The sequence below is a fragment of the Candidatus Symbiopectobacterium endolongispinus genome, from assembly GCF_018777385.1.
GTDB lineage: Bacteria > Pseudomonadota > Gammaproteobacteria > Enterobacterales > Enterobacteriaceae > Symbiopectobacterium > Symbiopectobacterium endolongispinus.
Window position 1 is genome coordinate 307,270 of the sequence record NZ_JAFJYB010000003.1, and the last position, 19,972, is coordinate 327,241.

The window sequence follows — 19,972 nt, forward strand, 5'->3', positions numbered from 1 at the left end:
ATAATGAGTAGCGTAGATATTCTTGTCCCTGACCTTCCCGAATCGGTAGCTGATGCTTCCGTGGCGACCTGGCACAAAAAGCCGGGTGACAGCGTCCAGCGTGATGAAGTGCTGGTCGAAATTGAAACGGATAAAGTGGTGTTGGAAGTGCCTGCACCAGAAGCGGGTGTGCTGGATGCCGTTCTGGAAAGCGAAGGCGCTACGGTGACATCGCGCCAAATTCTTGGGCGTCTGCGCCGTGGCGATAGTTCCGGCAAGGAAACCAGCGAGAAAGCGCAGAGCAAAGAGTCTACGCCTGCCCAGCGCCATACCGCAGGGTTGACCGAAGAGAACAGCGACGCGCTCAGCCCGGCGATTCGTCGCCTGATCGGTGAGCACGGTCTGGATGCGGCTGCGATTAAAGGCAGTGGCGTGGGTGGCCGTATCACGCGTGAAGATGTCGAAAAACATCTGGCAGCGCAGGCTGCCAGCGGCAGCGACAAAAAAGCAGAGAAAGCCGCAGATGCTGCACCGGCGCTAGCTCATCGCAGCGAAAAACGCGTGCCAATGACGCGACTGCGTAAGCGGGTTGCTGAACGCTTGCTCGAAGCGAAAAACAGTACCGCCATGTTGACGACCTTTAACGAAGTCAACATGAAACCGATTATGGACCTGCGTCAGCAATATGGCGAAGCGTTTGAAAAACGCCACGGCGTGCGTCTGGGCTTTATGTCGTTCTACATCAAAGCTGTGGTGGAAGCGCTGAAACGCTATCCTGAGGTGAACGCCTCCATCGACGGCGAAGATGTGGTGTACCACAACTATTTCGATGTCAGTATCGCCGTCTCCACGCCGCGCGGTCTAGTTACGCCAGTGCTACGCGATGTTGATGCGCTGGGCATGGCTGACGTTGAGAAGAAAATCAAAGATCTCGCAGTAAAAGGGCGCGACGGCAAGCTGACGGTAGAAGAACTGACCGGCGGTAATTTTACTATTACCAACGGTGGCGTGTTCGGTTCCCTGATGTCCACCCCTAGCATCAACCCGCCACAGAGTGCGATTCTGGGTATGCATGCCATTAAAGACAGACCGATGGCCGTGGATGGTCAGGTGGTGATTCTGCCGATGATGTACCTGGCGCTTTCTTACGATCACCGGTTGATCGATGGTCGTGAATCCGTGGGCTTTTTGGTCACGGTAAAAGAGATGCTGGAAGATCCAACACGCCTGCTGCTCGATGTATAGCGCGTGATGGCGTAGACCGCCGCCTGCCGAGCGGCGGTCATACGGTGAAGGTATTAATTTACTTTGTGCTATGCAGCCGCCTTTGGCGGCGTTATCCAATAATATCAAGAAAGTCATGCGACTTATCTTCAAACCGAGATGGATAGAACATCATGAATTTACATGAATATCAGGCAAAACAGCTCTTTGATCGATATGGCCTGCCGGCGCCGACCGGTTATGCCTGCACCACGCCGCGCGAAGCAGAAGAGGCCGCCTCGAAAATTGGTGCCGGTCCGTGGGTAGTGAAATGCCAGGTACATGCGGGTGGCCGCGGTAAAGCGGGCGGCGTAAAAGTGGTGAGCAGCAAAGAAGATATTCGCGCGTTTGCGGAAAATTGGCTGGGCAAACGTTTGGTGACCTACCAAACGGATGCGCAAGGCCAGCCTGTGCATCAGATTCTGGTGGAAGCCGCAACCGACATCGATCAAGAACTCTACCTCGGTGCCGTGGTCGATCGCGCTACGCGTCGTGTGGTATTTATGGCCTCAACCGAAGGTGGGGTGGAAATTGAAAAAGTGGCGGAAGAAACGCCGGAGCTGATTCATAAAGCCGCGCTCGACCCATTGACCGGCCCGCAGCCTTATCAGGGGCGTGAGTTGGCCTTTAAACTGGGGCTGAGCGGCAAGCAAGTGGCGCAGTTCACCAAGATTTTCATGGGTCTGGCGACCCTATTCCTGGAACGCGATCTGGCACTGGTGGAGATTAACCCGCTGGTGATCACTAAGCAGGGCGATCTGGTCTGTCTGGACGGTAAACTCGGCGCTGACGGCAATGCGCTGTTCCGCCAGTCGGAGCTGCGCGAAATGCGCGATCCGAGCCAGGAAGATTCTCGCGAAGCGCATGCTGCACAGTTGGAACTGAACTATGTGGCGCTTGATGGCAACATTGGTTGCATGGTGAACGGTGCGGGTCTTGCCATGGGGACCATGGACATCGTCAAACTGCATGGCGGTGCGCCGGCCAACTTCCTGGATGTGGGCGGTGGTACAACCAAAGAGCGTGTGACCGAAGCCTTTAAAATCATTCTCTCCGACGACAACGTGAAAGCGGTACTGGTCAATATCTTTGGCGGTATCGTGCGCTGTGATCTGATCGCTGACGGCATCATCGGTGCGGTAGCCGAAGTGGGCGTTAACGTACCTGTGGTGGTGCGCCTGGAAGGAAACAATGCGGAACTGGGTGCCAAGAAACTGGCAGACAGCGGCCTGAATATCATCGCCGCCACCAGTTTGACAGATGCAGCTCAGCAGGTTGTGAAGGCAGCGGAGGGTAAATAATGTCTATTCTGATTGATAAGCACACTAAAGTCATTTGCCAGGGATTCACTGGCAGCCAAGGCACCTTCCACTCTGAGCAAGCGCTCGCTTATGGTACCAAGCTCGTGGGCGGCGTGACGCCCGGTAAGGGCGGCACAGAACATTTGGGCTTACCGGTGTTCAATACCGTGCGCGAAGCGGTGGAAGCGACCGGCGCGACGGCTTCGGTGATTTACGTCCCGGCACCTTTTTGCAAAGACTCAATTCTGGAAGCGATTGATGCGGGAATTGAACTGGTCATCTGTATCACTGAAGGTATTCCGACGCTGGATATGCTGACCGTGAAGGTGAAGCTGGAACAGAGCGGCGTGCGGATGATTGGGCCTAACTGTCCGGGCGTTATCACCCCCGGTGAGTGCAAAATTGGCATTATGCCCGGCCATATTCATAAACCGGGCAAGGTGGGGATCGTTTCTCGTTCAGGAACGCTAACCTACGAAGCGGTGAAACAGACCACCGACACTGGGCTTGGTCAGTCAAGCTGTGTTGGTATCGGCGGTGACCCGATTCCGGGTTCCAACTTTATCGATATTCTGGCGTTGTTCGAACAGGATCCACAAACCGAGGCCATCTTGATGATCGGTGAAATCGGTGGCACGGCGGAAGAGGAAGCGGCAGCCTATATCAAATCGCATGTCACCAAACCGGTGGTAGGGTACATCGCCGGTGTGACGGCACCAAAGGGCAAGCGCATGGGCCATGCAGGTGCCATCATTGCGGGTGGTAAAGGCACGGCGGATGATAAATTCGCGGCGCTGGAAGCGGCTGGTGTGAAAACGGTGCGCAGCCTGGCGGATATCGGCGATGCCGTGAAAGCTGTATTGGCGCGTTAGTGCCTTGCCATAAGCGCGTGTTGTTGCTGATGAACCAACCTTAAACAGTGACACACGCTCGCCATCGGCATTCCCGCGAAAGCGGGAATCTCGTGCTGGTAGGATGCGTTTTTTCTGGCAGAGATCCCCGGCTTTCGCCGAGGATGACGAGGGGTAAAGTGATTTGCCAGCAGCCTAGGGGCCATCTTTAGATGGCCATTTTTTATTGCCAGTACAGTAATAAAAGATGAAAACAAAAAATAATTAAGAACCGTTATTAACTCACCGCTCAATATATTAACCGTAGCAACATTAAATTAACAATTTAAACAATGTGGTTATGATTAAATCATCTACGCTTGATAATTCGTTGAATTAAATCTGAGCGAGCAAGTCAAAAATTGGTTTGCTAATTGATGCTATTGTTAAGTCTATTTCTACATTTATTTAATAAGTAATCGTATGGCGAAAACCTGGTAAACCAGAAATTAACATTGGGCGTGCTATTTGCGTCAGATCAAAATCTTAAGCTGGCTATCGATGGGGAAATACGCTTAAATTGCGCCACATCAATTTTCACCAAAGGTGCGCCGAAAGGGGAAAGTTGATTTGAAACCAAAAACACAATCTGTGTCACGTAAAAACCTATTTATTGTAGGGGATTACAGGCGTAATATAGCCGCTACCCTGTTTGCTGTATTGTTTTTAGCTATTTTTAACGTGTTTTCTTTGGCGTGTTATTGGTTTAACGGTGAACTCTCGCTGTTTATAAAAGCCGGTTCTGAAGCAATTTTCTGTTGTGTTCTTTTTGGGTGTTTAGCGGCTTGTTTGCATTTACAAGCTAAAACCTTCCTGCGAGGAGCAAGGAGTCAAGATGTTTGATATAGTCGAACTGTCACGTTTACAGTTTGCCTTAACCGCGATGTACCATTTCCTTTTCGTACCATTAACGCTGGGGATGGCGTTTTTGTTGGCGATTATGGAAACGGTCTATGTGCTGACGGGCAAACAAATCTACAAGGATATGACCAAGTTCTGGGGCAAGTTGTTTGGTATCAACTTTGCGCTGGGCGTGGCCACCGGGCTGACCATGGAGTTCCAGTTCGGTACTAACTGGTCCTATTTCTCCCACTATGTCGGGGACATTTTCGGCGCGCCGCTGGCTATCGAAGGCCTGATGGCGTTCTTCCTCGAATCAACGTTTGTTGGCTTGTTCTTCTTTGGCTGGGATCGCCTGGGCAAAGTGCAACACATGGCCGTGACTTGGTTGGTGGCGTTGGGGTCTAACTTCTCCGCGCTGTGGATTTTGGTCGCAAACGGCTGGATGCAAAACCCCATCGCTTCTGAATTCAATTTCGAAACCATGCGTATGGAAATGGTGAGCTTCTCACAACTGGTGTTGAACCCGGTTGCGCAGGTGAAGTTCGTTCATACCGTCGCTGCTGGTTACACCACGGGTGCCATGTTCATTCTGGGCATCAGTGCTTACTATCTGCTTAAGGGCCGTGACTTGGCCTTTGCCAAACGCTCATTTGCCATTGCTGCCAGCTTCGGCACCGCAGCTGTGCTGTCAGTTATCGTACTGGGTGATGAATCCGGTTATGAAATTGGCGACGTACAAAAAACCAAACTGGCCGCTATTGAAGCCGAGTGGGAAACCCAACCGGCACCTGCCAGCTTTACGCTGTTCGCCATTCCCAATCAGGAGAGAATGGAGAACCAGTTCGCCGTGCGCATTCCGTTTATGCTGGGGCTTATTGCCACGCGTTCGACGGACGGCGTGGTACTGGGGCTGCGTGAACTGATGGATGGTCACCAAGTACGTATTCGCAACGGCATGAAAGCGTATGAGTTACTGGAGCAGTTGCGCGCGGGTAATACCGATCCGGCTGTGCGTGAAGCCTTTAACCAGTCCAAACAGGATCTGGGTTATGGCATGCTGCTCAAACGTTACACCGCGGACGTTGCTAATGCGACTGAAGCACAAATTCAGCAGGCAACTAAGGACTCTATTCCTCGCGTCGCGCCGCTCTACTTCTCGTTCCGCATCATGGTGGCCTGTGGCGTGCTGATGCTGCTGATTATCGGCCTGTCGTTCTGGAACGTTATCAGAAACCGTATCGGTAAAAACAAGCTGCTATTGCGCGCTGCCTTGTTCGGTATTCCGTTACCGTGGATTGCGGTTGAAGCTGGTTGGTTTGTTGCCGAGTACGGTCGCCAACCGTGGGCTATCGGTGAAGTGCTGCCCACGGCGGTAGCGAACTCTTCGCTGACGGCGGGTGACATTCTGCTATCGATGGGCTTGATCTGCGGTTTGTATACGCTGTTCCTGGTCGCCGAAATGTATCTGATGTTCAAATTCGCGCGCCTAGGCCCAAGTAGCCTGAAAACAGGGCGTTACCACTTTGAACAGCCGTTGACGCTGGCTCAGGACGCACGGTAAACAGGAGTCCACTATGTTTGAATATGAAGTATTACGTTTTATCTGGTGGCTGTTGATTGGCGTGCTGATGATCGGTTTCGCTATCACTGACGGCTTCGATATGGGGGTTGGCGTGCTGGTGCGCGTGATGGGACGTAATGATGTAGAACGCCGTATCATGATTAACAGTATCGCTCCACACTGGGACGGTAACCAGGTGTGGCTGATCACCGCGGGCGGGGCGCTGTTTGCTGCCTGGCCGATGGTGTATGCCGCAGCATTCTCCGGTTTCTATATCGCAATGATCCTGGTACTGGCATCGCTGTTCTTCCGTCCGATCGGTTTTGACTACCGCTCCAAACTGGAAGACGCGCGCTGGCGCAATATGTGGGACTGGGGCATCTTCATCGGTAGCTTTGTGCCGCCAGTGGTGATTGGTGTGGCGTTCGGTAACCTGTTGCAGGGTGTACCGTTCCATATCGATGCCAATGCACGCTTGTTCTACACCGGTAACTTCTTCCAACTGCTGAACCCGTTTGGCCTGTTGGCGGGCGTTGTCAGCCTGACCATGATCCTGGCGCAAGGTGCTACCTACTTGATGATGCGTACCAATGGCGATCTGTATGTGCGCTCGAAAGGTGCGGCTCAACTGTCGGCGTTGGTAATGATGGTGACCTTTGCGCTGGCCGGCGTGTGGGTAATCTACTGTATTGACGGCTATACCATCACCTCCGTATTGGACAAGGCGGCTGAGCCTAACCCGCTGCACAAAGAAGTGGTGCATCAGGCCGGAGCCTGGTTAGCGAACTTTACCGCGCATCCGGTGCTGTGGGCTATCCCGTTGCTGGGTGTGGTGCTGCCGCTGCTGACCATCGCGATGGCGCGTGCGAACAATGGCGGACTGGCTTTCCTGTTCAGCTCGCTGACTATCGCCTGCGTTATCCTGACCGCTGTGGTTGCCATGTTCCCGTTTGTGATGCCTTCCATCACGCAACCGAACGTAAGCCTGACCATGTGGGATGCCACCTCCAGCTTGTACACGCTGAAAGTGATGACGATCGTCGCCATTATTTTTGTACCCATCATGCTCTCTTATACGGCATGGTGTTACTACAAAATGTTCGGTCGCATTACCAAAGAGCATATTGAACAGAACACCCACTCTCTGTACTAAGTAAGGAGCTTAATGATGTGGTATTTTACCTGGATACTCGGAACGCTTCTTGCTTGCTCGCTGGGGATTATTACCGCTCTGGCGTTAGAGCAGAGTGAAGCAACTAAAGCAAAAGCGGCAGAAGACAACGCGCAATGAGCAGTCTGGTTGATAAACTCTACCAACTGATGGACAAGGACCAGTTACGGGTTCTTGCCCTGCTCATGGCGTTGCTGATGGCGGGCTGTGTGATGTGGGACCCGACAAGCTTTGCTGCACGTACCAGCGCGTTGGACGTGTGGCAAGGCCCGTTGCTGGTATGGGCCGTTTGTACCGGTGTGATATACGGGGTAGGGTTTCGCCAGCAACGCCTGCTGTGGCGCGTGATTTTTGCGCCTTTTCCTGCCTTTGTGATCCTGCTCGCAGGGCTTATTTACTTCTTTCGCTAGTATCTATCTTAAATCATTCGAGTTGTAGGAAGGCGGCAATGGAGCGAATCTCAATGAACTTACTTAGGTAAGTGATTTGGGTGAGTGAGCGTAACCAACGCACCTACAGCTCGAAGTATGACGAGTATGGCCTATTCCGTTTGGTTATGGGTTGCGAGCAACCCATAATTATTTAATTTCCCTCTAAGCAACCCATTCCAAACCTCATTTCTCTTGCGTATAGTAGAGCGGTGTTTAGTTGTATTACCGGGATGTATAGTAAGCAATACGTTGTTTCGTTGGCCTGTACGTGTCTACTATGAAGACACAGACGCCGGTGGCGTGGTGTACCACGCCCGTTATATCGCCTTCTATGAGCGTGCGCGGACAGAAATGTTACGCCAGCACGGCTTTCATCAGTGCGCCTTGCTGGAAGAGCATGTGGTTTTCGCTGTGCGTCGTATGGCGGTCGAGTATTTTTCTCCGGCGCGTCTGGATGATTTATTGAACGTAGAGAGTGAAATCACAGTGATACGCGGTGCTTCTCTCACGTTTGCTCAGCGTATTCTCAATTCTCACGGCGATCTGTTGAGTCAGGCCGACGTATTGATCGCTTGTATCGATCCGCATCACATGAAGCCCATCGCGCTTCCTAAGTCTATTGTCGCGGAGTTTAAGCAGTGACTGACATGAATATCCTTGATTTGTTCCTGAAAGCCAGTCTTTTAGTGAAACTTATCATGCTGGTTTTGATTGGTTTTTCTATCGCCTCTTGGGCGATCATCATCCAACGCACGCGCATTTTGAACACTGCTACGCGTGAAGCTGAAGCCTTTGAAGATAAATTCTGGTCAGGCATTGAACTCTCCCGACTGTATCAGGAAAGCCAGACGCGCCGCGATTCGCTGGCAGGTTCAGAGCAGATCTTCTATTCCGGCTTCAAAGAATTTGCCCGCTTGCATCGGGCTAACAGCCATGCGCCAGAGGCGGTGGTAGAGGGCGCTTCTCGTGCCATGCGCATTTCCCTTAACCGTGAACTGGAAATGCTGGAAACCCACATCCAGTTTTTGGGTACTGTTGGCTCTATCAGCCCGTATATCGGCCTGTTTGGTACGGTATGGGGGATCATGCACGCCTTTATCGCGTTGGGGGCGGTTAAGCAGGTCACGTTGCAAATGGTTGCTCCGGGTATTGCCGAAGCACTGATCGCGACCGCCATCGGTCTGTTTGCGGCAATCCCAGCGGTAATGGCCTATAATCGCCTGAATCAGCGTGTGAATAAACTGGAGCAGAACTACGACAACTTCATGGAAGAGTTCATCGCTATCCTGCATCGTCAGGCCTTCACTGAAAGTAGTAAGTAATCAGGAGGCAGCATGGCTCGTTCACGTGGTCGCCGGGATCTAAAATCCGAAATTAACATCGTTCCATTACTGGACGTGCTGCTGGTGTTGTTGCTGATCTTCATGGCAACGGCCCCCATCATCACACAGAGCGTGGAAGTGGATTTGCCTGATGCGACAGATTCCAAAACCGTCTCCAGCAACGATAATCCACCGGTGATTGTCGAAGTGTCTGGCGTCGGTCAGTACAGTCTAGTTATTGAACAAAAGCGGATGGAACAACTTCCCGCCGAGCAGATTGTGGCGGAAGCCCAGGCGCGTATGGCTGAAAACCCCAAGTCGGTGTTTCTGATCGGGGGCGCGAAAGACGTGCCTTATGATGAGATCATCAAAGCGCTGAACTTGCTGCGCCAGGCTGGGGTCAAATCAGTAGGTCTGATGACTCAGCCTATATAATCAAGGCGTTGCAGTCAAAGCGTGATGTTTTTTCTGGCAATCGTTTATTACGGCAACACAGTATTTGGGAACCGCTTGTGCTAAAGGCCACCGAAAAACCTGATAAGTTAAAACGCGCCATTATTGTCTCGGCCGTTTTGCACATCATACTGATTGCTTTGCTGGTGTGGAGCTCATTCCACTCCTCTATGGATGCCAGTGGCGGCGGTGGCGGCTCGGCAATCGATGCGGTAATGGTTGATCCCAATGCCGTCGTTGAACAGTACAACCGCCAGCAACAACAGCAGAGTGATGCAAAACGCGCGGAACAGTTGCGTAAAAAGCAGGCTGAGCAGCAAGCTGAAGAGTTGCAGCAAAAGCAGGCTGCTGAGCAACAGCGTTTAAAAGAGCTTGAGAAAGAACGTCTTCAAGCGCAAGAGGACGCTAAGCAGCAGGCGAAAGCCGAAGCTGAACAACAAGCCAAAGCAGCCGCTGACGCGAATAAAAAAGCTGAAGAAGAAGTGAAGAAACAGGCAGCCGCTGCTGCCGCGAAAAAGCAGGCTGAAGAAGCGAAGGCGAAAGCGGCTGCTGATGCGAAAGCTAAAGCCGCAGCAGATGCAAAAGCCAAGGCGGTTGCGGATAAAAAAGCCGCCGCAGAAGCTGCTGCACAGTCTGATTCAGTTGACGATCTTCTCGGCGGTTTGGCGTCGTCGAAAAACGCGCCTAAATCAGGTGGCGGTGCGCCAGCCGGTGCCGGCGCGGCGAAAAAGAGCGGTGCTTCAGGTGCCGCACTGGACAGTTATGGCGGCCAGGTGCGCGCGGCGATCCAGAGTAAATTTTATGACTGGCAGCTTTATCGGGGTAAAACCTGTACATTGCGCATCAAACTGGCACCGGACGGTCTGCTCGTTTCCGTTGAAGCGGAAAGTGGAGACCCGGCACTGTGTCAGGCGGCGATTGTCGCAGCCAAGCAGGCAAGAATACCGAAGCCGCCAAGTACGGATGTGTATGAAGCTTTCAAAAACGCACCGATTGATTTCAAACCGCAATAATCGTGGCGTGCAGTACGATGCTAACGGTGCCGCATGGTACCTTTAGGACAAGGATGATAGCACCACCCACGGGTATTGTGTTTTGGTGATACCGGTTTGTTAAAATTCTACTAATTTATCCGAGGCGATACCTCTGGATAAGGGAGATGAAATGAAGCAGGCATGTAAAGTTGCACTAGGTTTTTTAATGCTGTGGGTCACAGCGCTACACGCCGAAGTGCGTATCGAGATTACCCAAGGGGTTGACTCGGCACGTCCTATCGCCGTGGTTCCGTTCAAGTGGGCTGGCGGCGGCGCAGCGCCGGAAGATATTGGCGGTATCGTTGGTGCGGATCTGCGCAACAGCGGTAAATTCAATCCGATCGATCCCAGCCGTATGCCGCAGCAGCCGGGTTCTGCCTCGGAAGTCACGCCTGCTGCCTGGACGGCGCTGGGGATTGACTCCGTCATCGTGGGTCAGGTTCAGCCGGGTGCAGACGGTAGCTACGTGATCTCTTATAAACTGGTTGATACCTCGGGTAACCCAGGCAGCGTATTGGCGCAAAACCAGTTCAAGGTCACCAAGCAATGGCTGCGTTATGCCGCGCATACCGCCAGTGATGAAGTGTTCCAGAAGCTAACCGGTATCAAAGGTGCCTTCCGTACCCGTATCGCCTATGTGGTGCAGACCAACGGCGGTCAGTTCCCTTACGAACTGCGTGTATCTGATTATGATGGCTACAACCAGTTTGTAGTGCACCGTTCTCCAGAACCGCTGATGTCTCCGGCCTGGTCGCCGGATGGCAGCAAAGTGGCATACGTTACCTTTGAAAGCGGTCGTTCTGCGCTGGTGATTCAAACGTTGGCTAATGGTGCAATCCGTCAGGTTGCGTCCTTCCCACGTCACAACGGTGCTCCGGCGTTTTCCCCGGATGGCAGCAAACTGACCTTTGCACTTTCCAAAAGCGGCAGCCTGAACCTGTATGTCATGGACATCGGCTCCGGTCAGATCCGTCAAGTGACGGATGGTCGCAGCAACAATACTGAACCAACCTGGTTCCCCGACAGCCAAACTTTGGCATATACTTCGGATCAGGCTGGACGTCCGCAAGTCTACAAAATTAACGTCAATGGTGGAGCTCCGCAGCGTATCACCTGGGAATGGGCGCAGAATCAGGACTCAGAAGTCAGTGACGATGGCAAAATGCTAGTGATGGTGAGCTCCAACGGTGGTGCTCAGCATATTGCTACACAAGATCTAGTGACGGGGGCCGTTCAAGTCATTACGGGCACCTATCTGGACGAAACGCCGAGTATCGCACCGAACGGCACTATGGTGATTTACAGCTCTAAACAAGGGCTGGGCTCTGTGCTGCAACTGGTGTCTACTGACGGACGTTTCAAAGCGCGTCTTCCGGCAACTGATGGACAGGTTAAATTCCCTGCCTGGTCGCCGTATTTATAAACATAAATAATTTTTCAAAGGACATAAGAGATGCAATTCAATAAAGTACTGAAAGGCCTGATGTTGGCTCTGCCGGTGCTGGCTATCGCCGCATGTAGTTCACACAAGAAAGACGGCAATGACCAGTCTACCGTTGGCACTGCAGGCAGCGGTTATGAAAACGGCAATATGTCTTCTTCTGAGCAGGCTCGCCTGCAAATGCAAGAACTGCAACGCAACAACATCGTATACTTCGATCTGGACAAGTACGATATCCGTTCTGACTTCGCTCAGATGCTGGACGCGCACGCTTCCTTCCTGCGCAGCAACCCGTCCTACAAAGTGACTATCGAAGGTCATGCGGATGAACGCGGTACGCCGGAATACAATATCGCCCTGGGTGAACGTCGTGCTAACGCTGTTCAGATGTACCTGCAAGGCAAAGGTGTTTCTTCCGATCAGATCTCTATCGTTTCTTACGGTAAAGAGAAACCTGCGGTTCTGGGTCATGACGAAGCTGCATGGTCCAAAAACCGTCGTGCGGTCCTGGTATACTAAGAGCATTGCATGAACAGTAACTTCAGACGTCATCTCGTGGGTCTGTCGTTATTGGTTGGCGTAGCGGTCCCTTGGGCCGCTACTGCCCAAGCGCCAATCAGTAATGTCGGCTCTGGCTCGGTGGAAGACCGTGTCACCCAAATGGAGCGTATTTCTAACGCTCATAGCCAGTTATTAACTCAACTTCAGCAGCAGCTCTCTGATACGCAGCGCGATATTGACAGTTTGCGTGGGCAGATTCAGGAAAATCAGAACCAGTTGAATCAGGTCGTTGAACGCCAGAAGCAAATCTATCAGCAAATGGATAGCATGGGCTCCTCGTCGTCAACGCCGTCGGTGTCTTCTGCGCCAGCAACGGATACGGGTGCGTCTACCTCCAGCCCCGCCATTAATGGTGCGGGCGCGGCTGCTGCACCGGCCAGTACCGGTGATGCCAACAGCGACTACAGCGCTGCGGCGGCATTGGTGCTAGAGAAAAAGCAGTACGATCAGGCTATTGCCGCTTTTCAGGCATTTGTCAAAAAATACCCTGATTCAACTTATCAGCAGAATGCCAACTATTGGCTGGGCCAGTTGAACTACAACAAAGGTAAGAAAGACGACGCCGCTTACTATTTTGCGAACGTGGTCAAGAATTACCCGAAATCCCCTAAAAGCTCCGAAGCCTTACTCAAGGTTGGGGTGATCATGCAGGAAAAGGGGCAGACGGATAAAGCGAAGGCTGTCTACCAGCAGGTCATCAAACAATATCCCAATACCGAAAGCGCCAAGCAGGCGCAAAAATGGCTGACTGGGCTCTAACCACTTTCCAGGCACAAAAATTGCGCGCCATGAGCGATTTTTGTGCTTTGTCGTTTGATGATTAAGCAGTTGAACCGTTTTTCAGGAAAATAGGTTGCACTGAGCTGATAAGTTAGTAATATATGCCGCCGTTGCCAAGGCAAGGTGAAAACGCCGAAGTAGCACCATGATGGGTCGTTAGCTCAGTCGGTAGAGCAGTTGACTTTTAATCAATTGGTCGCAGGTTCGAATCCTGCACGACCCACCATCTTCTAGATATCCTTTCTATAAATCTCAATCGCTAAATTTTTATGTGCATCTGTCGTGCAAGTGAGAATCTGCGTTCAGGTTTGAGTCGAGGGAAGCGAGACACATTTATCCTGTTAAAGATCCCCGGCACACGCCGAGGATGACGACCTTTCTTTATGCCTTATTCCGCGTGGGGAAAATCCAGTATGCCGGATTATCCAACTTTCCTGCGTGGCGCATTGCTCGTGCTGACACCCTGGCAGAGCTCCGCGGCTGGTCGCGTATTGCTGGCGTTCAGGTGGAATACAGCCTGGTACAACGTACCGCCGAGCGGGAACTGCTGCCTATGGCAGAAGCGCTGGGGCTGGCGGCGATTGCCAGCCGTAAGGCGCTTTATGACTCAGCTTCCCGCTGGCAGGAAATCAGGCATCAGTCACACCATGATGATTTCCGCACGTTGGTGGAGGCCTATCTTTCCGCAACACACCGCGACGCGGCGAAGGATGGATGTCCAATAACCGCGTTAGCCAGCTATGTTGCCCGCGAGGGGGAAGATAAACCGGTACGCGACGTCTATCTTGATGGTGTCAAGGCACTGCTGGAGCGGTTGGAGTCTATTTCCGATATCCAAGACGCCGAACAGCGTAGACAGCACGCGTTGGTGCGATGCGCGCTGTTATCTGGGGCGTTGACACTGGCGCGCGCCACTGCAGGGGATGCACTGTCAGATGAGTTTCTTCTGTCGGCCAAAAACGCATTGGTCGGTGGTGAGGTATAAACGCATATAAAACAGTTCTTGTTCGATTGACGTTTGGACATAGACTGGCGTAGCATTTAATTACTTTTAGTTAGTACCAACATCCAGGTAAGCTTGTAATGACCACATCTCCTACGCCACAGGCTGATATTGACCAACAAACCCGCACCCTCTCGGAAAAACTCGAACGCGGCGATGTTTTGGCGGCAAACTGCCCTTCACGCGAGGTGCTTAAGCACCTCACCAGTCGTTGGGGAGTGTTGGTGATGATTGTGTTACTGTCAGGTACACAGCGCTTTAGCGCATTACGACACAGCATTGAGGGCATCAGCGAGCGGATGCTGTCACAAACGCTGCAGTGGCTGGAAGCCGATGGCATGGTGCATCGACACGTTTATAACACCGTTCCTCCTCACGTGGAGTACACCCTGACGCCCTTAGGGCGCGAAGCGGCGGAGAAGGTACGCGACCTGGCTGATTGGATAGAAGTCAATTTACCGGCCATTTTGCAGGAACAGACACCGCTGTCAGTGAAAAACCCGTTGGAATAGCCGGTCGTTTACACAAGCAGTCCTGCCAAGAAGGCAGGACGGGTAACATCAGAGTGCTTTCAATGCTGCCGCTACTGAAACGGACAACGGTATGGTTGGACGGCCAATCAGCGCGGAGAGCTGATGTGACGCTTCATATAACCCACCTTTTGACGCACCCACATCCCATGATGCGATAGGCCGCGGCGAACCCTTCCGGCAGTCCCGCGCCTTTCAGTGCTGCGGCGTAATCAGCTTAAGGAATATCGTTGTACGGAATCTGCTTACCGCTTTGCTTCGTGACTTCAGCAGCCAGTTGCGCCAGTGTATAAGGCTCATCGCCGGCTAATTCATAGGTTTTCCCGCTGTGACCCTGTTCTGTGAGCACCACTACGGCGGACTCAGCAAAATCTTCACGTGCGGCAGAGGCAATTTTCCCTTCTCCGGCGCTGCCGTAGAAAGCACCGTTAGCCAGTGCTGGAGCGATAGAGTCAGTATAGTTTTCGGTGTACCAGCCATTGCGCAGGATCGTGTAATCAATGCCAGAGGCTTTCAGCGTTTTTTCTGTTTCAGCGTGCTCCGGCGCCAGATTGAGCGGTGAAGTGTCAGCGTGCAACAAGCTAGTATACACAATGCGTTTTACACCGCTCTTTTTTTCCGCGCAATTGATCATGCCGTTTATGAATGACATCACCATGGGGGATTTTGCAGCCTGTGGCGGCATTATCATGATGGCGGTATGGTTGCGCATCGCGCAGATAAAAATGTTCACCGTGGTAAATTTCTTGCCTGCACTGCTGTTTATCATCCCACTGTCGATTTATTGGCATCGCTGGTTCGGTTAGTTTTATGTGTGCTAAACAAAAGAGAGTAATTAAAAGAATTACCCCTTATTTGTTTAGTATGTAAAACATTAAGTGCCTTCTTGCTAACCGACTGCTACCATATACCCCGTTTGGGAGTCTGGTAGAAGCAGGATTTCCTCATTTAGACGATAAACATGGGGTGGCAAGATGGACTTTTTCAGTACCAGCAACATTTTGATTCATATCCCGTTCGGTGCGTGAGGGTACGATCTTTCCTGGATTGAAGTCATTGGCGTGCTGTGTGGCCTGCTCTGTATCTGGCTTGCCAGCCTGGAAAAAACCATCAATTACCTGTTTGGTTTGATCAACGTCTCGCTATTTGCCGTTATTTTTTTCCAGATTCAGTTTTATGCTAGCCTGCTACTGCAAATCTTTTTCTTTGTTGCCAATGTTTATGGTTGGTATGCCTGGACACGGCGCACGGAACAGCAGGATATCGCCTTAAAAATACGCTAGCTGCCACTCCCCAGATTGCTTGCCTGGTCAGTGCTGGGTGCACTCGTGATTGGTTTGATGGCCGTCTACATTGATGCGGTGTTTGCCGCTCTAACTGGCGTCGCGGTGACCGTGATGCAGAGTATGGGTGTACAGGTGACCATGCCGACATTGCAGCCGGATGCGTTTCCCTTCTGGGATTCCAGCATGATGGTGCTCTCCATGATGGCGATGATCCTGATGACGCGTAAGTATGTGGAGAACTGGATATTGTGGGTCGTGGTTAACATTATCAGCGTGGTGATCTTCACCTACCAGGGGGTCTATGTGATGGCGTTGGAATACCTGATCTTGACCGGTATCGCCCTCAACGGCACCTGGTTGTGGATCAAGGAAGCGCGCCAGCGTCCAACGCCATTGTATCTACAGCACAGAGCGTAAAGTGCACGTTGGAAAACGCGGCATAGCGGTAAGCTAGCAGCATTTTATCGCGTAAAATTACGCGATGTTGTTGTGGGTACGCCATACGCTTGACTTATCATTTGTGCGCTGCAATATGAACAGTTCCGTTTTTAAACGCCATGGTAATCGCCCTGCAACCGTTTCCTATTGGCAAGATGTGGCATGTTCTGCGCAAGAATCGATGGATGAATGATGAATTACCAAAATGATGACTTAAGAATTAAAGAGATCAAAGAGTTGTTACCTCCTGTCGCGTTGCTGGAGAAATTTCCGGCTACCGCGCGTGCGGCAGAAACGGTCTCATTTACCCGCTCGGCAATTCACAAGATTCTGCATGGCGCTGACGATCGTTTGCTGGTGGTGATTGGCCTGTGCTCGATTCACGATACCAAGGCTGCAAAAGAATACGCCGCCCGTTTGCTTACGCTGCGCAACGAGTTAAGCGACGGGCTGGAAGTCGTGATGCGTGTCTATTTCGAGAAACCGCGCACCACTGTGGGTTGGAAAGGACTGATTAACGATCCGCACATGGATAACAGCTTCCAGATTAACGATGGATTGCGTATTGCCCGTCAACTGCTGGTGGAAATCAACGATAGCGGGTTACCTGCTGCGGGTGAGTTCCTGGACATGATATCGCCGCAGTATCTGGCAGATCTGATGAGCTGGGGTGCCATCGGCGCACGCACTACGGAATCTCAGGTACACCGCGAATTGGCTTCCGGTCTCTCTTGTCCGGTTGGCTTCAAAAACGGCACCGATGGCACGATTAAAGTGGCGATCGATGCCATTAATGCCGCGAGTGCGCCGCACTGCTTCCTGTCGGTGACCAAATGGGGTCACTCCGCCATCGTCAACACCAGCGGCAACAACGATTGCCACATTATTTTGCGCGGTGGGAAAGCACCGAATTACAGCGCCGAGCACGTCAGCACCGTGAAGGATGGACTGGAAAAAGCCGGACTGCGCCCGCAGGTGATGATCGATTTCAGTCATGCTAACAGCAGCAAACAGTTCAAGAAGCAGATGGACGTAGGGGCTGATGTGTGCGCAGATAGCGGGTGGTGAACGTGCTATCACCGGTGTGATGGTGGAAAGCCATCTAGTAGAAGGCAACCAGAGCCTGGAAAACGGTGAACCACTGGTTTATGGTCGCAGTGTGACTGATGCATGTATCGGCTGGGAAGATACTGAGGTGCTGTTGCGTCAGTTAGCTGCTGCGGTTAAGCAACGTCGTGTGGGTTGATAGCTAACGCTTTTTGTCATTTCTCACCGCTCATCCTCGGCCTCTGCCGAGGATATTTGACAATAGTCATTCGCTCCTCTTGCAGTAAAATCTCGCTTTCATGAGGGTAATAGAAACTTCTGTTCGCTTATGTTTTAAGCGCCAGTACGCTCTAACCGGTTATCGAGAGAGTTATGTACCAATTCTTGTTCTTATCACTTCATTGATAAATGTAGTTCTTCTGTTAGAGTGGAACATTATTTTTTCATAATTCCATATATTATTGGTGAAATTATGGCTTCTTCTGATTTACCACAGACGTTAGAACAGTTTTATCCGCTAGTGCTCGCTCTTGCCGTTCAAAATTTGAAAGTCAATACGTTTACTTATAATTTCGACGCAGATCGATTCAACATAGATGGTAATGACCACTCTATGGATTTTGATACGAATGCTCGTGTTTTCTATTTTGATTGGTATTTCCGGAACTGGGTCAATTTATTTAATGCATATCAGTTATTGGAAGATGACCAGTCGCGGTTGTTGTATCTGCATTTGATCGCATATCGAATGGCTGGGCACTTGAGCATCAGACTTCCCGTTGAGTTCGCTAATAAAAAAGCAGAATTTGAAAATTACCTCAGTATTGAGAAAAGTACTGTCAGTAAGCTGGCTATATCAGGTATGTTTGGCAAGCTGAGACATTTCGATTTCGAATACGGTGGTAATAAATATGTCATCGACTGCCTGGGGTTGGAAGCTTATCTCTTTCGACGCCAGTATTTCTATGAGCGAGACGGTGTTCGAATCGCGCCGGAGAGTGGTGATTTCGTTGTAGATGGTGGTGCATGTCTTGGCGATACGGCAGCCGTTTTTTCCAATGCAGTGGGCGCTAACGGCAGGGTCTACTCGTTCGACCCAGTAGCAGCACACCAGGAAATATTGCAGTATAATACCAAACAATTTCCGCATCAGAATGTTGTGATTGTTCCTGCTGGTCTTTCAGACCATGAAGTGGTCTGCCCTCCTATTATTTTAAATGGTTATGCTCCTGGCTTCTCTGTCCAGAATCAGCAAGTACCGCTCCGTTCCCTCGATGATATGGTGAAGACGGGAGAAATTGAGCGAGTTGATTTCATTAAGCTGGATATCGAGAGGGCTGAACTGGAAGCACTACGTGGTGCGAAAGAAACCATCCATCAATTCAAGCCGAAGCTAGCTGTCTCTCTTTACCACAAGCCCAACGATCTTTTTGAACTGGTAACATTTATTCAAACAGAATTCCCCTTCTATAGGTTCCGGTTAGGCCATTACACCATTAACCAAGAAGAGACGGTTTTGTACTGCATTAGCGAGGCATGATTCAAAACAGCCGAGAATCGTTAGGTTTTCTAGAAATATCTGCGGTTTATCTGGCTGTGTCCGCGGCCTAAAAGTAATAACGTCAATTTCAACCTGGAATTTACCAGGCTGAAATTGGCTAGGCGGCACAATTTGTTTGGCTTTTACCTGGCTCGTAGCCATTGTTCAAAATGTACGAGTGACCAGCCAATATCACTGGATTGAGAATGTCATGGGTATGGGGAGGGTTAAATAAAAAGAGGTTGAATGCAATGCATTACAACCCCTTTTACCTGTCTGATTCACCCTACTTTGGCTATTTCAGTAGAGATTAAATCACTTGGCTTTGCCTTGGTTAGCAACGGCAGCGGCTTTCGCTGCGATTTCGTCAGCGTCACCCAGATAGTAGTGTTTGATCGGCTTGAAGTTTTCATCGAACTCATACACCAACGGCACACCTGTCGGGATATTCAGTTCAAGGATTTCGTCTTCGCCCATGTTGTCCAGGTATTTCACCAGTGCACGCAGGGAGTTACCGTGTGCAGCGATGATAACGCGCTCACCGCTCTTGATTCGTGGCAGGATAGTTTCGTTCCAGAACGGCACAACGCGTTCGATGGTCAGCGCCAGGCTTTCAGTCTGCGGCAGATCATCGTCAGTCAGGGATGCGTAACGCGGATCGTGGCCGGGGAAACGCTCATCTTCACGGGTCAGCGCAGGCGGAGTGATAGCAAAACCACGACGCCATTGTTTAACCTGGTCATCACCGTATTTTTCAGCGGTTTCCGCTTTGTTTAGACCCTGCAACGCGCCGTAGTGGCGTTCGTTCAGTTTCCAGCTCTTTTCCACCGGCAGCCAAGCCTGATCCAGCTCGTCCAGGATGTTCCACAGCGTGTGAATGGCGCGTTTCAGCACAGAGGTATAAGCAAAATCGAAGGAGAAACCTTCATTTTTCAGCAATGTACCAGCGGCTTTGGCTTCTGAGCGGCCCTTTTCGGACAGGTCAACATCGTACCAGCCTGTGAAGCGGTTTTCATTGTTCCACTGGCTTTCACCGTGTCTCACCAGTACCGGCTTAGTTACAGCCATAGCTAAACTCCTTCATTCCTAAGATTTCAG

Annotated in this window: 19 protein-coding genes, 1 tRNA gene and 4 pseudogenes; 22 read left to right on the forward strand and 2 right to left on the reverse strand. The window is 51.3% G+C overall.

Annotation, left to right across the window (positions count from 1 at the left end; all coding sequences use genetic code 11):
• The first annotated feature begins 3 nt into the window (after positions 1–3).
• The 18 genes from odhB (at position 4) to JZM30_RS13130 (ending at position 14,545) form a co-directional block, all read left to right on the forward strand.
• Entirely contained in the window at positions 4–1,224 is a 1,221-nt protein-coding gene (odhB, locus tag JZM30_RS13045) for a 2-oxoglutarate dehydrogenase complex dihydrolipoyllysine-residue succinyltransferase (RefSeq protein ID WP_252319220.1), read from the forward strand.
• A 152-nt stretch (positions 1,225–1,376) separates the two neighbouring features.
• On the forward strand, positions 1,377–2,543 hold the full coding sequence (gene sucC / locus JZM30_RS13050; RefSeq protein ID WP_252319221.1) for an ADP-forming succinate--CoA ligase subunit beta: 1,167 nt from the start codon (positions 1,377–1,379) through the stop codon (positions 2,541–2,543).
• Positions 2,543–3,415, forward strand: coding sequence for a succinate--CoA ligase subunit alpha (gene sucD, locus JZM30_RS13055; RefSeq protein ID WP_252319222.1), 873 nt, complete (start codon positions 2,543–2,545; stop codon positions 3,413–3,415). Before sucC ends, sucD begins: the two co-directional genes overlap by 1 nt.
• A gap of 588 nt (positions 3,416–4,003) precedes the next feature.
• Positions 4,004–4,276 (forward strand): hypothetical protein, encoded by a 273-nt coding sequence (locus JZM30_RS13060; RefSeq protein ID WP_252319223.1) that lies wholly within the window; start codon positions 4,004–4,006, stop codon positions 4,274–4,276.
• Positions 4,269–5,837, forward strand: coding sequence for a cytochrome ubiquinol oxidase subunit I (gene cydA / locus JZM30_RS13065; protein ID WP_252319224.1), 1,569 nt, complete (start codon positions 4,269–4,271; stop codon positions 5,835–5,837). The genes JZM30_RS13060 and cydA overlap by 8 nt, the downstream gene beginning before the upstream one ends.
• 13 nt (positions 5,838–5,850) lie before the next feature.
• The gene (gene cydB / locus JZM30_RS13070) at positions 5,851–6,990 is read left to right on the forward strand and encodes a cytochrome d ubiquinol oxidase subunit II (protein ID WP_252319225.1); all 1,140 of its coding nucleotides are present in this window, start codon (positions 5,851–5,853) and stop codon (positions 6,988–6,990) included.
• 15 nt (positions 6,991–7,005) lie between these two features.
• Positions 7,006–7,128, forward strand: a complete 123-nt coding sequence (cydX, locus tag JZM30_RS13075) for a cytochrome bd-I oxidase subunit CydX (RefSeq protein WP_252319666.1) — start codon at positions 7,006–7,008, stop codon at positions 7,126–7,128.
• Positions 7,125–7,418, forward strand: a complete 294-nt coding sequence (ybgE, locus tag JZM30_RS13080) for a cyd operon protein YbgE (RefSeq protein WP_252319227.1) — start codon at positions 7,125–7,127, stop codon at positions 7,416–7,418. Before cydX ends, ybgE begins: the two co-directional genes overlap by 4 nt.
• A 255-nt stretch (positions 7,419–7,673) precedes the next feature.
• Entirely contained in the window at positions 7,674–8,081 is a 408-nt protein-coding gene (ybgC, locus tag JZM30_RS13085; RefSeq protein WP_252319667.1) for a tol-pal system-associated acyl-CoA thioesterase, read from the forward strand.
• Entirely contained in the window at positions 8,078–8,761 is a 684-nt protein-coding gene (gene tolQ, locus JZM30_RS13090; protein ID WP_252319228.1) for a Tol-Pal system protein TolQ, read from the forward strand. Before ybgC ends, tolQ begins: the two co-directional genes overlap by 4 nt.
• Before the next feature lie 12 nt (positions 8,762–8,773).
• Complete coding sequence (gene tolR, locus JZM30_RS13095) at positions 8,774–9,196, forward strand: colicin uptake protein TolR (RefSeq protein ID WP_222160037.1); 423 nt, start codon at positions 8,774–8,776, stop codon at positions 9,194–9,196.
• Positions 9,197–9,273: 77 nt separating this feature from the next.
• On the forward strand, positions 9,274–10,227 hold the full coding sequence (gene tolA, locus JZM30_RS13100; RefSeq protein WP_252319230.1) for a cell envelope integrity protein TolA: 954 nt from the start codon (positions 9,274–9,276) through the stop codon (positions 10,225–10,227).
• A 151-nt stretch (positions 10,228–10,378) separates the two neighbouring features.
• Positions 10,379–11,671 carry a Tol-Pal system beta propeller repeat protein TolB gene (gene tolB / locus JZM30_RS13105; RefSeq protein WP_252319232.1) on the forward strand — a complete coding sequence of 431 codons (1,293 nt, stop codon included), beginning with the start codon at positions 10,379–10,381 and terminating at the stop codon, positions 11,669–11,671.
• A 30-nt stretch (positions 11,672–11,701) separates the two neighbouring features.
• Entirely contained in the window at positions 11,702–12,208 is a 507-nt protein-coding gene (pal, locus tag JZM30_RS13110; RefSeq protein ID WP_222160040.1) for a peptidoglycan-associated lipoprotein Pal, read from the forward strand.
• 9 nt (positions 12,209–12,217) lie between these two features.
• Entirely contained in the window at positions 12,218–13,009 is a 792-nt protein-coding gene (cpoB, locus tag JZM30_RS13115; RefSeq protein WP_252319234.1) for a cell division protein CpoB, read from the forward strand.
• 171 nt (positions 13,010–13,180) lie between these two features.
• A tRNA-Lys gene (locus tag JZM30_RS13120) sits at positions 13,181–13,256 on the forward strand.
• A gap of 141 nt (positions 13,257–13,397) precedes the next feature.
• Entirely contained in the window at positions 13,398–14,015 is a 618-nt protein-coding gene (locus JZM30_RS13125; protein ID WP_252319236.1) for an aldo/keto reductase, read from the forward strand.
• 98 nt (positions 14,016–14,113) lie between these two features.
• Positions 14,114–14,545, forward strand: coding sequence for a winged helix-turn-helix transcriptional regulator (locus tag JZM30_RS13130; RefSeq protein WP_252319238.1), 432 nt, complete (start codon positions 14,114–14,116; stop codon positions 14,543–14,545).
• 48 nt (positions 14,546–14,593) lie between these two features.
• Here JZM30_RS13130 and JZM30_RS13135 read toward each other — a convergent pair.
• Positions 14,594–15,185 (reverse strand): annotated as a pseudogene (locus tag JZM30_RS13135) (NAD(P)H-binding protein); the annotation flags it as partial.
• Between JZM30_RS13135 and JZM30_RS13140 the strand changes: the two are divergent.
• The 4 genes and pseudogenes from JZM30_RS13140 to JZM30_RS13155 all read left to right on the forward strand — a co-directional run.
• A pseudogene (locus JZM30_RS13140) lies at positions 15,166–15,369 on the forward strand (DUF554 family protein); the annotation flags it as partial. The pseudogenes JZM30_RS13135 and JZM30_RS13140 sit on opposite strands and share 20 nt — an antisense overlap.
• Positions 15,370–15,537: 168 nt before the next feature.
• Positions 15,538–16,266: pseudogene (pnuC, locus tag JZM30_RS13145) on the forward strand (nicotinamide riboside transporter PnuC).
• A gap of 213 nt (positions 16,267–16,479) precedes the next feature.
• Positions 16,480–17,533 (forward strand): annotated as a pseudogene (gene aroG, locus JZM30_RS13150) (3-deoxy-7-phosphoheptulonate synthase AroG).
• A gap of 273 nt (positions 17,534–17,806) precedes the next feature.
• Complete coding sequence (locus JZM30_RS13155; protein ID WP_252319240.1) at positions 17,807–18,874, forward strand: FkbM family methyltransferase; 1,068 nt, start codon at positions 17,807–17,809, stop codon at positions 18,872–18,874.
• 315 nt (positions 18,875–19,189) lie between these two features.
• Here the strand turns inward: JZM30_RS13155 and gpmA are convergent, their stop codons facing one another.
• Positions 19,190–19,942: a 2,3-diphosphoglycerate-dependent phosphoglycerate mutase gene (gene gpmA / locus JZM30_RS13160; RefSeq protein ID WP_252319247.1), complete on the reverse strand. Its 753-nt coding sequence runs from the start codon at positions 19,940–19,942 to the stop codon at positions 19,190–19,192.
• Between the last annotated feature and the right edge of the window lie 30 nt (positions 19,943–19,972).